Source organism: Bradyrhizobium sp. USDA 3315 (assembly GCF_054056795.1).
Window position 1 is genome coordinate 7,515,532 of the sequence record NZ_JBSRYP010000001.1, and the last position, 13,710, is coordinate 7,529,241.

Consider the following 13,710-nt stretch of genomic DNA (forward strand, 5'->3'; position numbering starts at 1 on the left):
CGATGGCGATGACGGAAGGCACTGGGACCTCGATTTGGCGGATCACCATCGGCTCCGCAATCCTGCTCGTGATCCTCGCGTTCCTACCGCAGTTCGTCGAGCCCTATCAGACGGTGCTGCTGACCTACGGTCTTATCATGGCCATTGCCGCACTCGGCTTCAATTTACTGCTCGGCTACACAGGCCTTTTGTCATTCGGCCATTCCGCCTATTTCGGGTCCGGCGCCTATTTGGTGGCCTTCATCATGCGAGACCTCGGCGCGCACTCCATGGAGCTATGCATCGTCGGCGGGATGCTTGGCACGCTCATCATCGCGGCACTTTTCGGATTCGTCTGCGTGCGGCACACGCGCATTTTCTTCGGCATCCTGACGCTGGCGTTGTCGCAGGTTCTCTGGAGCCTTGCCTTCAAGTTCTTCTGGGTGACAGGCGGCACCGACGGCATTCGGGTTCCCTATGCCAATCTCACGCTGTTCGGCGGCCTGGTCGATTTCAAGGGGGCGGGTTCGTTTCAGCGTTTCATCTATGCTTATTATTACTATGTGCTCGTGCTGTTTGCCCTCTCCACGTTTATCATTTGGGTGATCGCGCATTCACCATTCGGGAAGGCCCTACAGGCGATCCGTGACAACGAAACGCGCGCGCAGTTCGTCGGCATCTCTGTACGGCGCTATCGCTGGATCGCTTTCATGATCTCCGGGACCTTTACGGGACTGGCAGGGATCCTGTGGGTCCCGCTCAACGGTCTCACCACGCCCGACATTCTCTATTGGCCATTCTCGGGCGAGATCGTGTTCATGAGCGTGCTGGGCGGATTCCGCTCCTTCACCGGTCCGATTGTCGGCGCCGTGGCGTTCAACTACCTGAAGACCTACGCGATCGCCAGCACCGAATATTGGCAGCTTCTCCTCGGCGTAGTGCTTGTCATCCTTGTCATGGCGCTACCCGCTGGCATCGTCGGAACGACCGCGCGGCTGACTGCAAAGCTCGGGAGATCGACGAAATGACTCTCCTGGAGACGGTCAATCTGAAGAAATATTTCGGCGACACGCACGCTGTCGATGATGTTAACCTGACCATCGCGGAAGGAGAGTTCATTTCCGTGGTCGGCCCCAACGGAGCCGGAAAGACTTCGCTTTGCAACGTCATCAGCGCCTATCTCGCTCCCGACTCCGGAAAAATTCTCTTCAGGGGTCGCGACGTGACCCATTCGTCCGTGATCGAGCGGGTACAAGCCGGCATCGCGCGCAGCTTCCAGCTGGTAAACTTGTTCGACGATCTGACGGCGTTCGACAACGTGGCGTTGGCGATCTTCTCGCGCGATCGCAAGATCCGGAACATGGCAGCGCTCGCCGACCGCGACCGCGGGGTAGCTATCGAAGCTGACACGATTCTCGATCAGTTTGGGCTCGTGAGCAAGCGCAACGAGCCCGCACGAGGTCTCGCGCAAGGCGAACGCAAATTGCTGGATGTCGCGCTGGCCTACGCGCTGCGCCCGAAGCTCCTGTTTCTCGATGAGCCGACTAGCGGGGTGAGCACTCGCGAGAAGGACAAGATCATGGATATCATCGCCTCGGTCGTGCGTGGCGAGGGTATCACCGCCGCGATCATTGAACACGACATGGATGTCGTGTTCAAGTATTCCAATCGAATTGTGGTGATGCACCAGGGAGAGATCCTCGCCCAGGGTACGCCGGACGCCATCAGAACCAATGACGACGTTGCGATGATCCTGCTCGGCTCCTCCGGGCCGAACGCATTTTCACGAAAGGAGTAGTCGTGCTGGAGGTCAAAGCGATCCACACCTATCGCGGCCCCGCCCACATCCTCAACGGCGTTTCCCTGCGCGTGGACAAGCAGGAGGTCGTGTGCCTAGTTGGTCGCAACGGAGCCGGCAAGACCACGACGATCGAGAGCATCATGGGCTTCCTGCCGCTGCAGGCGGGCCAGATTCTTTTTGCCAACGAGGACTTGACCAGGCTTGCCCCACATGAGCGCGCCAAGCGCGGAATCGGCTATTCGCCGGAGGATTGCGGCGTCTTCCCGGATCTGTCAGTCGACGAAAATTTGATGATCAGTCGCTGGCTCGGCGATGAGGTGTCGCGCCGGCGGGACGGGGCTGTGCGTCCAGACCCGCAGACGCAGGCTTTCGGAGTCTTTCCGGAAGTTCAGGATTTGCTGCAACGCCAAGGAATGCATCTAAGCGGCGGTCAACGCAAGATGGTCGCGATCGCACGCGCTATGATGTTGTCGCCGTCCCTTCTCCTGCTCGACGAGGCATTCGAGGGTCTCGCACCGGTCGTGGTCAATCGGTTCACGGAAGCCGTCATGAAGATCAAAGCGATGGGTGTCTCCATCCTGATGGCGGAATCGTATCTTGCCGCTGCGTCCCGTATCGGCGACCGGCTTTATGTGATCGATCGCGGCGAGATCATTTTCCAAGGTTCGCCGAAGGACGCTCGCGCAGATGAAAGGGTTATGAAGGCCTTGCGCGGATGATTGCGCATCGTGGCACTCGCGCGCTACGGACCGTCGGCTTGTTAGGACTGCACCATGAAGAGCCGCGTAACGTTTGGACTTCTGCTGTCAGCTCTAGCCGTAATCGGGCCGGCGCGAAGCGGCCACGAATCGGCGGTGTATCCGTCTTTTTATCCGCATGAGATCGAGATCAGGACCGTCGCCCCTGATGCCGCCAGGGCGCTGCTGCTCCAATCCAAGATCCACGCCTATCTGGGGAACGACGCCCACTTTTCAGATTCGGTGTCGGATTTAAGCAGCGTGAAATCACTTGGGTCCCTGGTGACCGTACGCATCAACCCACAATCGTCGTATGCAAAAGCGGATGCGACCGTCTGCGCCGTCGCGCGTGCGGTCGCTCGAAAAATTACCTCGGACAATCCGGATGTGATCCTGCATCCCTATCCGATCACACCGTTGCATGGAGATTATTTGTACCATGTCGATCTCGCCGAAGCGGCGAAGCGACGCCTGCTCTCCGACACGGAGGCTTCGCCAGCATTCCAGGAACTGAAGCTGAGGGCAGCCGACACTTCCACGAAACGGCTGCTCGGCACCGAGAAGGCGGCGTCGGCGTCCGATTGGGACGTTGAAATCAGGGAAATCAGCCTGTCGGAGCTCGTTAACTCGGCAACAACCGTGATCAACGGCTGGCTTGTCCCGCCACAGGCGAGGAGCGGATGGTACCAGGCCTATCTCGTTCTGCACCAGGCTATCGATGCCGGAGCAAAAGAGCGCGTGGAAGCCGACGTGCAACGAATCCAGTCAGGCGATTTCAACGACCCGGTCGATCGTATCAATCTGGAGCGGGCGGTCGTGACGGCGCTTGTCAGCGATTGCCATCAGGTCATTGTCGGCTACACCCTCAGGCGCGAATATTTCAATACCGAATTCTCGGCCGGAATCGAAAACATCGCGTTCGACTCTCTTATGGGCCTCAACGCACCGATTTTCCTCCGCACGGTCAAGCTGAAGGACTTTCCCTGGAATGGCTGGCTCCGCGTCGGAATCGATGCCCGACCGACGTCGGCCTGGAATCCGATCACAGGCTTTTCGGACCCATTCGGACGACTGATGTGGTCCGCTATCGCGGACCCGGCTCTGTTGCCGTCGCCCTACGACCAGGCCTGGATGGCCAATCGGATCTCGGAGATCCAGGCCACTCCACCGCGATGAGGAATTGCGACGATGCCTTGCAACACAGCTTTTCGCACATGTCTTGTCGGCGCGGTGCTCGCCTGGACAACCAGCACGACGATCATCGGAGCCGGCGCGGAGGAGTTCACATTCGACCTGCACATCGAACGTGGGCGGGTGTCAGAGAACATGTCAGTTATCCGGGTCAAGCAGGGAGATATCGTCAGGCTTCAATGGAGCACGGATCGATCAATCATCCTGCATCTGCACGGTTATGACATCGAAAGAAAGATCGAGCCCGGCGCCATCGGCGTGATGGAGTTCACCGCGCACGCCACGGGGCGATTTCCGGTAGAAGTCCATGGATCGCCCGAGGCCGGCGGCCACCCTCACGGGGACGCTCCACTTGTTCGCATCGAGGTCTACCCGTAGGAAAACTCGTCAGCAGTGCTCGATAACGGCTCGATGCTGGCTGTTCGCAGGCGTGGCCGTGCTCCTGAGCGTCACACCGGCCGGCGCGCACGGCTTCGGCCAGCGTTATGACCTCCCCCTGCCGTTGTCTCTTTATCTCTCCGGCGCCGCTGCCGCAGTCGTGTTCTCCTTCGTGATCGTCGGACTGTTCGTGCGCAGCGCACCGCCGACGCATGCCCATTCGCGCGTCGATCTGTTCGATTATCGGCCCGGAAGAGCCCTCGCGGCGTTTGGCGTTCCGCTCAAGCTAAGCGCTCTCGTTCTGTTTGCCGCGATGCTGCTGGCGGGTTTTCTCGGCGATCAAAATCCTTACCGCAACCTCGCGCCCACCCTCGTCTGGATCATTGCCTGGGTCGGCCTCGCCTATGTATCGGCCCTCGTCGGAGATATCTGGCCGCTCATCAATCCATGGCGGACTGTCTTCGACGCAGCGGAAACGGTCTACAGGCACATTTGCGGCCGCAATCTTGCGCTCGACAAAACCTATCCCCATGCACTCGGCATCTGGCCCGCCGTGCTCCTGCTGCTGGCCTTCTCCTGGACCGAACTCGTCTATCCGACGCCTGCCGTGCCGTCACACATAGCCTCCTTCGCACTTGGCTATTCAGTGCTGACCTGGGCCGGCATGTTCCTGTTCGGCGGCGAGACCTGGCTGCGCCACGGCGAGTTCTTCACCGTCATATTCGGCACCTTCGCCCGCTTGGCGCCGACGGAGATCCGCACCGCCCGGCCGAAACCCCAATTTCTGCTGCGACGATTTGGAACGGGCCTGACCGGTCGCGAGCAGGTTTCGCCATCGATGATGGCATTCGTACTGCTTCTCCTCTCGAGCGTTCTTTACGACGGCCTGATTGCGACTCCCGAATGGTCGGTCGCGGAATCCGCGATCATCGCGCGTTTATCTGATGTCGTCGAGCTCGGCTCAGTGGCACTGCGAAGCATCGGCCTGGTTGGGTTCTGGCTCCTGTTCCTATCAGCCTATTGGATGGTGAGCATCGTCATGAGCGCGGTGACGGAGCGGCATTTTTCATCACGGCAGATCGCCCAGACGTTCGCCCTCACGCTGATCCCGATCGCACTCGGCTATCACCTTGCGCATTACCTCGTATACTTTCTGGTCCAGGGGCAATACATCATTCCGCTGCTTTCCGATCCCTTCGGCTACGGCTGGAACCTGTTTGGGACCGCGAGTTACCGCCCCGACATTGCCATCGTGGGCGCCCGCTTCGCCTGGTACACGGCAGTCGCGGCCGTTCTGCTCGGGCACATCGCGGCCGTCTATCTCGCGCATGTGCAGGCGATGCAGATATTTGCCGCGCGCAAGCTCGCGTTGGCCTCGCAGATTCCGTTAACCGCGCTCATGGTGGTCTACACCTGCATCAGTCTGTCAATCCTAGCCGAGCCGATCGTCGAACGCAGCAGGCCCTCCGCGCAACCAACGGCCGTGGCAGAGAACATGGTGGCAATCCCCGCGGACGCGGTGCTGCCTGACCAGGACAGCGGCCGCCTCCAGGTCATCGGCCCCGGCAAATTCGCCAGGGCGAAACTGATCTATCGTCTGCTCGGCTCCGCGTTCCACGACGGGACGAAGATGACGGCAGCCGATCTGCTCTACCCCTACATCTTTGCATACCGCTGGGGCACTCGCGGCGACGGTCGTGAGACGCATTACGATCAATCAATCGATACAGCGACTGCGCCGATACGTCGCGAGCTTGCCGGATTGCGGGTCGTGGGCAGCGAAACCGCATCCAAATCAATCAGGGTCGGCGACGTCGACTTCCTCCGTGAAGTGTTCACGATCGAGGTCTATACGACCAGCGCACCGACGAGCCCGGAGCGAGAGGCGGTCCCGGCGCCGCCCTGGAGCACGCTGCCCTGGCATCTTCTCGTTCTGATGGAAGAAGCGGTCAGTGGGAACTGGGCGGCATTCTCGCAGACGGAAGCCACTCGCCGCGGCGTCGAATGGCTAGATCTCGTCCGCTCGCAAGCGCTGAACGCGCGGTTCGCGGCCTTGACCGAGAGCTTCGAGCGTGACGGTTTTCGGCCCGAAGCATTGCGCCCGCTCGTCGGCGTTGACGAGGCACGCAGGCGGTGGGCGGCGCTCTCGGCCTTCTACAAGGCCAATGGCCATTTTCTGGTGACCAACGGTCCCTACCAGCTCAAGAGTTGGTCGCAAGACAGCGCCGTGCTCTCTGCGTTCAGGGATTTGAGCTACCCGCTGGGCGTGGGCTCCTATGACTCTTACGCGATCCCGCGTCGCGGATTTATCACTGCCGTGGACTCAACCGACGATGGGGTCCGATTGTCGGGTGACGTCGAAATGATCGACAAGTTTCAGCGCAGGTACCGCCTTAAGCGCGTACCGCTCTCATCCATACCACCGGATGTGCTGAAACGAATGCCCCCGGAATGCCGGTTCGTAGTCGTCGACGATCAAAAGCGTGTGGTGCTCGCCGGCGCTGCCCCTCTTGGCGAAAGCTCCTCGTTCCAATTCGATTTCAAGAACCGGTTGCCGGTCGGCCGCTACACGATGTTCGCAGCCATTACGCTAAACGGCAATGTCATGAATGCCGATATTCGCCAGATACCGATCGTCGTTTCTTCCAACTAAACCGCGAAGAATCCCGGTCCGAGTAAGTGCCGCTTGGAACAGCGGCCGCGCCTGAACCGATCGCCGCGCCCCCATCGAACGAACGCTATCGTAGAAAATCGTAGGCTGGCGCACAAAATCGCAGACATGGTCGCGGGGGAGCGAGGCGCCCCCGACGCTACAGTTTATTATCTTCAGTTTGTTCAAAACGGCGCGCGCCCGGTCCCCTGCTTCGCCCAAGTCCGGCTCTCGCCTTTTCGCACGCTATAGTACGCCGCATTACTCCCTCGGCGGAACGTCTGTTGGACATCTGCTTCCCCGGAGTTAAGTCGAATAGGCAACAGGCCAGATCCATCGAGTACGCGAATGAACCTACTCCAATCTCGCCGATAACCGCTGGGAGCACTACTCCCACTCAATCGTTTCGAGCGACATTTCGCCGTTGATTTGCAAGCACACATTTTCAAGTACGACGGACTGATGCCGACGGTATACCCGCCGCAATGTTTTCGTCTTGAATTCACAGAAAAATTTTGTTCCCCACAAGCACTAGCAATTCCGCTACCTATCGGAGTCTATCGACTGAATGGCGCGCCGCATGCGCAATCGAGACTAACACAGCTCGCCTTGGCACAGAGCTTCAGATACTGTCAGAGATCAGGAAGACACATTCAGTCCTGGCGGCGCTCCTCCCACTGCTGTGCGCCAGCCATACAGGTCCGCTCCGCATTCAAAAGCCGCCCACCCCGCCAGTTCGGTTCGTGACCATCGTGGACCTGGCATTGGCGGATCGTAATCGCCGGCTAATGCTCGGAAAATGCCAACGCGGTGCTTTGCCCACTCCGCACGCAGCTAGCCGGTCGCGGGACGCATCGCCTCAGACGGCGTCCAACGCATTGATCTATGGCAGTGTTTTCAAAAACGATTAGCCGCATTTCAATTTCGGCGAGCCGCTTCTGCAGAGCTAAGGCATTCTGCTATGAGGATGTTGAGTCCAAGGGAAGGCAGATGCGACGTCCACAGTTCATCGCCGAACACGCGCGAAATGCGCGAGGCCTCTCGGGCCGGCTAATCGCCTTCATCATGGCGCGCGAAACCTGGAGCCAAAATCTTCGCGCGATGAATGCGCTCGGCATCGAACCGGCCGATCATGTGCTCGATATCGGATGCGGTCATGGCCGCAGCCTGACGGAATTAGCTGCGCGAGCTCCGCGGGGCCACATTGTAGGGCTGGATTCCTCTGAGCTGATGGTCGAGATCGCAAAGAAGCGGAACCGGCGGCTCATCGAATCCGCTCGCGTGGACGTCATCCATTCCGGCGCGGAATCGCTACCTTTTCCTGACAACATGTTCGACAAGGCCCAGTGCGTCCACGTGCTCTATTTCTGGAAGGATATCGAGACGTCGCTGCGCGAGATCGCTCGCGTGCTGAAGCCGGGTGGGCGCCTGGGATTGCTGTTCCGGACGAACGCAGACGCGAAAGCGATCGCGTCCTTCCCACCGGAAATCTACAGCTTCCCCGCGCTCGTCGATGTATCCGCAGCGCTCGAACGCGCCGGCATGGACATCCACCCTGCGGAGGATAGCGCGAATCGGCCGGCTCTTGTGCTGGCGACGAAGCGGTAGTTGAAGCCATCAGACCGCCGCGCTTGCGGCCAGGCGTGCGACGACTTGGTCGATCTCGTCGACTGTCGTTTGCCTTCCTAGGCTGAAGCGGATCGCCCCCATTCCGGTCCTCTCGGGCACGCGCATGGCCGCGAGAACCGGTGAGAGTTCGATCTGCCCCGAATGGCACGCCGAACCTGTCGACGCCGCGACATCGCGTAGCTGGGCAAGGATGTCCGCGCCTATTTTGCCAACGAACGACACGTTGAGAGTATTGGGCAAGCGATGCGTGGGGTGGCCGTTGAGCGCGACGCCTTCACCAAACCTGTCTTGCAGCGCCAGCCATAATCGATCGCGCAGGGCCTGGACGTGGTTCATGGGCGCAAGATCCGCGGCCAGTGCGCAGGCCGCCCCAAGCCCGACTACCAGCAGCGCGCTCTCGGTTCCTGCGCGTAGATCGGCTGCATAGTCGCGGTCACGTGCCTTACTCGGTGCGGTTAAGGTGCAACCAAGGCAGTTGCTCATTAGCAAAAAAATGTTTGCCCGGCTGCAACTCCGCCGCCCGGTCGAAGGCGCCGACGTGATAGTGCGTCTCCGTCGGAAAATACTCGGTAGCGCATGTCAGCGTCGAGCCGCAGCGGGAACAGAAGCCACGCGTGGTTCCCGGCGATGATTTGAACGTCGTGATGGTACCCTCGGTCACCGTGACGGCGTAGTTTTCGAATCCGACGAACACGCTGACTGGAGCGCCGGAATGACGACGGCAGCTATTGCAGTGACACCAGAAGATTCCTTTTGGTCGGCCACGCGCCTCGAAACGCACCGCCCCGCAGAGACAGCGTCCCAGGAAGGTTTCGCTCATTGTCGTGCTCCGGGTCTGCCCTCCATGGCGACAACGACGACCACCCCGGACAGGAAGGTGAGCGCGCCGATCGTTCCGATCGCCCAGGCCATGCCGAGCAGGTCGGCGATCAGGCCGGCCGACAGCGCCCCGATCGCGTAGCCGAGATCGCGCCAGAAGCGGTAAACGCTGAGCGATCGCGCGCGCCAGCTTGGATGCGATGCGTCGGACACGGCGGCGATCAGGCTCGGATAAACCATCGCCGTGCCAATTCCGAGCAGCAGGCTGGCGACGAGCCACCATTCGAAATGACTGGTTGCCGCCGTCAGGAACAACCCCGCGGCCTGGATCCACATGCCGCCTGCAATCAGGCCCTTGCGGCCCCAGCGGTCCGATAAAGGGCCCGTCGCGATCTGCAGGATGCCCCAGACCGCAGGATAGACCGCCTTCAATATGCCGATGCGTTCGACCGAGAGCCCAAAGGACACGAAGAACAGCGGGAAGATACCCCAGCTCATGCCGTCGTTGAGATTGTTGACGAGCCCAGCTTGGGAAGCCGCAAATAGGTTGCGATCCCTAAACGAGGTGAGGAGGAATATCTCCTTGAAGCTGATCGGAGCCGCTTGCCGGGCGTGTCCCGCCATCTCGAGCCGCACGTGCTCACGCGTGTCGCGCACGAGCAGGATCGAGATAGCAAAGCCGAGGATCGCGTAGGCAACACCGAGATAGATGGGTGCCGGCCGCAGCCCGTACTCCGACGCAATGTATCCGGTGAGATAGGCGGTGACGCCCACCGCAAGATAACCGGCGAATTCGTTCAGCCCCACCGCGAGACCGCGCGACTTCGGCCCAACCAGATCGATCTTCATGATCACGGTCATCGACCAGGCAAAACCCTGGTTGATGCCGAGAAGTGCGTTGGCGGCGATGACCCACGTCCAGCTTGGCGCCCACATGATCATGAACGGCACCGGCAGCCCGGCGAGCCAGCCCAGGATCAGAACGCGCTTGCGTCCCCAGGCGTCGGCGAGTTGACCGGATATCAGGTTGGCGCACGCCTTCACGACGCCGAAGCTCACGATGAAGGACATGACAAACGTGGTCGTCTCGACCCTGAATTCCTCGGCGCCGATCAGCGGCACGACGGTGCGCTCGATCCCGACCATGCCGCCGACGAAAGCGTTGATCAGGACGAGTAGCGCGAATTGCGGCCAGTTCTCCTTCAGTCCCAGCCTGACCGACGTGGCCGCTTGTGGCGCGGATAACGCGTCGCTCATGGATCAGGCCGCGGCGGCGGCCGCGCCTGAATTGGCAGCCCTGATCTTCGCGGCTTCCGGAGGAGCCGGCGGAATCTCGGCGACCATGAACCGAACGAACTCGGCTTCGTCCTCGATCATGAACGCCTGATTGTGCCGTTTCTCGAAGCCGATTGCGGACGATGGCTTGCCGCTTAGCCGCCGACCACAGACCGAGCCTGCATAGGCACCCGGCAGCACCTCGATGTAGTCAGGAAGCTCCTTCAGCCTTCGTACGCTCCTGAACAATTGCCTCGCACCTTCCTCAGCGCTCACGGCAAGTTCGGTACGGCCAAGATCGCCGACCATGAGGGTGTGTCCAGTGAAGACGAACCAAGGCTCGTCGGCGCGCGTTCGGTCTGTCACAAGGACGCAGATGTGCTCGGGCGTGTGACCCGGCGTGTGCATCACGGTTGCCGACACATTGCCGAGCGGAAGAACCTCGCCGTCACTCACGCCTTTGTACGGAAACGATACGCCGGCCTGAGCAGAAAGCACGTAGTCGGCGCCCGCCGCGGCGGCGAGAGCCCGGCCCGCCGACAGGTGGTCGGCATGGACGTGCGTGTCGATGACGAAACGTATCCGCATGCCGGCATTGTCGGCGGCCTTCAGGTAGGGCTTGATGTCACCGACCGGGTCAACCACGGCGCCTGCGGCTTTGCCGCCGCAGCCGAAAAGGTAGGAGATACCGACTGGATCGCTATGCAAGAACTGGCGGAGAATCATGGACTTGCACTCCCTCGTGAGAAACGCTAGATACATTCAATCGATCTGCTGAATGATATATTGAAGGAGCGCCGTGTCAAGCTCGGGACCGAAACAGGCGATCTATGAAAACCTTGCCCAGGTGGCGCAGGCGCTCGGCCACGCTCACCGGCTTGAGCTCCTGGAGCACCTTGCGCAGGGGATACGCACTGTCGAGGAGCTGTCCGCTCGGGCACATCTGACGTTCGCCAACACGTCGCGGCACCTACAGATCCTGAGGCGCGCGCGTCTTGTCGAGACCGAGCGTCGCGGCAAACATATTCTCTATCGTCTCGCCGGCGATGCCGAAGTGGTCACGCTGATCAAAGCGCTGGGACGCGTAGGTGAACGGAATGTCGCCGAGATCGGTCGTGTTGTGACCGATTACTTCCAGGCCCGTGATGCGCTTGAGCCCGTCTCGCGTGACGACCTGGTCGCGCGGTTACGGGACGACCTGGTTACGTTGCTCGATGTGCGGCCCGAGGATGAGTTCGCGCTCGGCCATCTACCAGGTGCGCTCAACGTCCCGCTTGCCGAACTGGAACGACGCCTCGGCGAACTGCCAAAGGGCCGCGAGGTGATTGCCTACTGTCGCGGGCCCTATTGCGTTCTTTCGTTCGAAGCCGTGTCGGCGCTGAGAGCGCGCGGTTATCGCGTTCGCCGTCTTGAGGACGGTTACCCGGAATGGAAAGCCGCCGGCCTGCCGGTCGAATCCGCGGCTTGAGACAGATCGTCAGGTGCATCATGGATGATAAGCCGCATCGCGCGGAATCCGCGTGGCCGATCGTTGGCGTAAAGGATCACAAGGCGCCCTCGGTGTTCCGGCCTGAATCCCTGTTGAGGGAGGCGCGCCGGCAGAGACAGTTGCCGCTCGTCGCAGTGCCCGAAATCTGCGTGCTCGATCCGGACGGTGACGTCGTCCGTCACCTCAAGCGGACCGGTGCCGGCCGCGTCCACGAAGGTTGGGCCTGCTACCATACCGAGCTTCTTGCCTTCGATCTCGACGGCATCGGCGAGGTCGGGATCGTCGGCTGCGCCGTCGGCGCCCCCTTCGCCGTCCTGGTCGCCGAGCAGCTCTTCGCGTCGGGCTGCGGGTTGCTCGTCAGCGTCACCTCGGCGGGCCAGATCAATCCCATCGGACCGACTCCCTACTTCGTCCTGATCGACCGCGCGTTGCGCGACGAGGGGACGAGTTATCACTACCTGCCTGGCTCGGCTTTCGCCGCGGCACCCGACTTGTCGCTTCTGGATCGCGTCGAGCGGGCGGGCCGATCGCTGCCGGAGAAACTGCATCGGGGCTCGACCTGGACGACGGATGCTCCCTATCGCGAGACCGAAGCGGCGATCGCGCGAGCGCGCGATCTGGGGACGCTCGCCGTGGAGATGGAAGCTGCGGCCCTCTACGCTTTCGGCACAACGAGCGGCAACTCGATCGTCTGCTTCGCTCACGTCACGAACTCGATGGCGCAGACCGAAGGCGACTTCGAGAAGGGCGAGGCGGACGGTGCCAAGGCCACGCTCGCCGTCGTCGCCGCTGCGGCGCGGGGGTGGCGAAGTTCCGGGTCATGACCTGCCTGTGAACGGTATGCGAAAGTTTGGCTACATCTCCATTTGACGTAATCATCAGTTCACGCTAATCATTAGTCATAACTAATTATATGGCGTCGGACAGCCATGGCTAAAGACAGCGTGCAATTGGCCGCTCTGGGCGATTCCACTCGCAGACGAATTTTCGAACTGGTGGGCGCGCGGCCTCGCACCGTCGTTGAGCTCACTCGAGAGCTGACGGTCTCCCAGTCAGCCGTCTCCCAGCATCTGAAGGTGCTGCGCGAATCTCGTTTGGTTCGTGCCGAGCCAAAGGGGGCCAGCAACATTTATCACATCGATCCGGCGGGGCTCGGCCAGATGCGCGCCTGGCTTGACCGGTTCTGGAGCAGCACACTGGCAGCCTACAAAGTGGCCGTCGAAAAATCAGTGGAGGACCAGCAATGATTAAACGTGTATCGGCCGCGCCCATCAAACAATCTATCGTGGTCGAGGCGCCTATCGAGCGTGCGTTCAAGGTCTTCACTGAAGACTTCGGCAGCTTCAAGCCTCGCGAGCACAATCTGCTCTCCGTCCCCGTCGCAGAGACTGTGTTCGAACCCCGAGTTGGGGGGCACGTTTATGATCGGGGTGTCGATGGCAGCGAATGCCGCTGGGCGCGTGTGTTGGCTTTTGAGCCGCCGAATCGCGTCCTTCTGAGCTGGGACATCAGCCCGCGCTGGCAGATCGAAAGCGATCCCGACAAGACCAGTGAATGGGAGGTGCGATTCATTGCCGAGTCGCCGAGCCGGACTCGGTTGGAGCTTGAGCACCGTCACCTCGAACGTCATGGCGAAGGCTGGGAAGGCGTGCGCGACGGAGTCGAGGGCGATCAGGGCTGGCCGCTCTATCTGAAACGGTTCGTAGAGCGCATTGCCCGTGATGTGTGATGCTCGCGGCCGACGTCATGGTGATTGCGGAGG

General features: G+C 60.9%; 15 protein-coding genes. 11 read left to right on the plus strand and 4 right to left on the minus strand.

Going from position 1 to position 13,710, the window contains the following annotated elements; translation table 11 throughout:
* Positions 1 to 2: 2 nt before the first annotated feature.
* The 7 genes from ACVIYL_RS35370 (at position 3) to ACVIYL_RS35400 (ending at position 8,344) form a co-directional block, all read left to right on the plus strand.
* Entirely contained in the window at positions 3 to 1,007 is a 1,005-nt protein-coding gene (locus ACVIYL_RS35370; RefSeq protein ID WP_157341735.1) for a branched-chain amino acid ABC transporter permease, read from the plus strand.
* A complete protein-coding gene (locus ACVIYL_RS35375; RefSeq protein ID WP_253609063.1) occupies positions 1,004 to 1,777 on the plus strand; it encodes an ABC transporter ATP-binding protein in 774 nt (257 codons plus the stop codon). The genes ACVIYL_RS35370 and ACVIYL_RS35375 overlap by 4 nt, the downstream gene beginning before the upstream one ends.
* 2 nt (positions 1,778 to 1,779) lie before the next feature.
* A complete protein-coding gene (locus ACVIYL_RS35380; protein ID WP_157341740.1) occupies positions 1,780 to 2,499 on the plus strand; it encodes an ATP-binding cassette domain-containing protein in 720 nt (239 codons plus the stop codon).
* Between the two features lie 54 nt (positions 2,500 to 2,553).
* Positions 2,554 to 3,693 (plus strand): hypothetical protein, encoded by a 1,140-nt coding sequence (locus ACVIYL_RS35385; protein ID WP_456780718.1) that lies wholly within the window; start codon positions 2,554 to 2,556, stop codon positions 3,691 to 3,693.
* 12 nt (positions 3,694 to 3,705) lie between these two features.
* The gene (locus ACVIYL_RS35390; protein WP_456780719.1) at positions 3,706 to 4,086 is read left to right on the plus strand and encodes a hypothetical protein; all 381 of its coding nucleotides are present in this window, start codon (positions 3,706 to 3,708) and stop codon (positions 4,084 to 4,086) included.
* Positions 4,087 to 4,138: 52 nt separating this feature from the next.
* Positions 4,139 to 6,739: a hypothetical protein gene (locus ACVIYL_RS35395; protein ID WP_456780720.1), complete on the plus strand. Its 2,601-nt coding sequence runs from the start codon at positions 4,139 to 4,141 to the stop codon at positions 6,737 to 6,739.
* Between the two features lie 987 nt (positions 6,740 to 7,726).
* Positions 7,727 to 8,344 (plus strand): class I SAM-dependent methyltransferase, encoded by a 618-nt coding sequence (locus ACVIYL_RS35400; protein WP_456780721.1) that lies wholly within the window; start codon positions 7,727 to 7,729, stop codon positions 8,342 to 8,344.
* A gap of 9 nt (positions 8,345 to 8,353) precedes the next feature.
* On the opposite strand, the gene ACVIYL_RS35405 is transcribed toward ACVIYL_RS35400, so the two are convergent.
* From ACVIYL_RS35405 to ACVIYL_RS35420, 4 genes are read right to left on the minus strand one after another with little or no spacing between them, the layout of a single operon-like run.
* Positions 8,354 to 8,848: an aminotransferase class V-fold PLP-dependent enzyme gene (locus tag ACVIYL_RS35405; protein ID WP_456780722.1), complete on the minus strand. Its 495-nt coding sequence runs from the start codon at positions 8,846 to 8,848 to the stop codon at positions 8,354 to 8,356.
* Positions 8,808 to 9,185, minus strand: a complete 378-nt coding sequence (locus ACVIYL_RS35410; protein ID WP_456780723.1) for a GFA family protein — start codon at positions 9,183 to 9,185, stop codon at positions 8,808 to 8,810. The genes ACVIYL_RS35405 and ACVIYL_RS35410 overlap by 41 nt, the downstream gene beginning before the upstream one ends.
* Positions 9,182 to 10,441 (minus strand): MFS transporter, encoded by a 1,260-nt coding sequence (locus ACVIYL_RS35415; RefSeq protein WP_456780724.1) that lies wholly within the window; start codon positions 10,439 to 10,441, stop codon positions 9,182 to 9,184. The genes ACVIYL_RS35410 and ACVIYL_RS35415 overlap by 4 nt, the downstream gene beginning before the upstream one ends.
* Positions 10,442 to 10,444: 3 nt before the next feature.
* Positions 10,445 to 11,185 carry an MBL fold metallo-hydrolase gene (locus ACVIYL_RS35420; RefSeq protein WP_456780725.1) on the minus strand — a complete coding sequence of 247 codons (741 nt, stop codon included), beginning with the start codon at positions 11,183 to 11,185 and terminating at the stop codon, positions 10,445 to 10,447.
* Positions 11,186 to 11,258: 73 nt separating this feature from the next.
* Between ACVIYL_RS35420 and ACVIYL_RS35425 the strand changes: the two genes are divergently transcribed.
* The 4 genes from ACVIYL_RS35425 to ACVIYL_RS35440 all read left to right on the plus strand — a co-directional run bounded on the left by ACVIYL_RS35425 (position 11,259) and on the right by ACVIYL_RS35440 (position 13,677).
* A complete protein-coding gene (locus ACVIYL_RS35425; RefSeq protein WP_253610460.1) occupies positions 11,259 to 11,927 on the plus strand; it encodes an ArsR/SmtB family transcription factor in 669 nt (222 codons plus the stop codon).
* 20 nt (positions 11,928 to 11,947) lie between these two features.
* Entirely contained in the window at positions 11,948 to 12,772 is an 825-nt protein-coding gene (locus ACVIYL_RS35430) for a nucleoside phosphorylase (protein WP_456780726.1), read from the plus strand.
* Positions 12,773 to 12,877: 105 nt separating this feature from the next.
* Positions 12,878 to 13,195, plus strand: a complete 318-nt coding sequence (locus ACVIYL_RS35435) for an ArsR/SmtB family transcription factor (protein WP_183231859.1) — start codon at positions 12,878 to 12,880, stop codon at positions 13,193 to 13,195.
* Entirely contained in the window at positions 13,192 to 13,677 is a 486-nt protein-coding gene (locus ACVIYL_RS35440; RefSeq protein ID WP_456780727.1) for an SRPBCC family protein, read from the plus strand. The genes ACVIYL_RS35435 and ACVIYL_RS35440 overlap by 4 nt, the downstream gene beginning before the upstream one ends.
* The last annotated feature ends 33 nt before the right edge of the window (positions 13,678 to 13,710 follow it).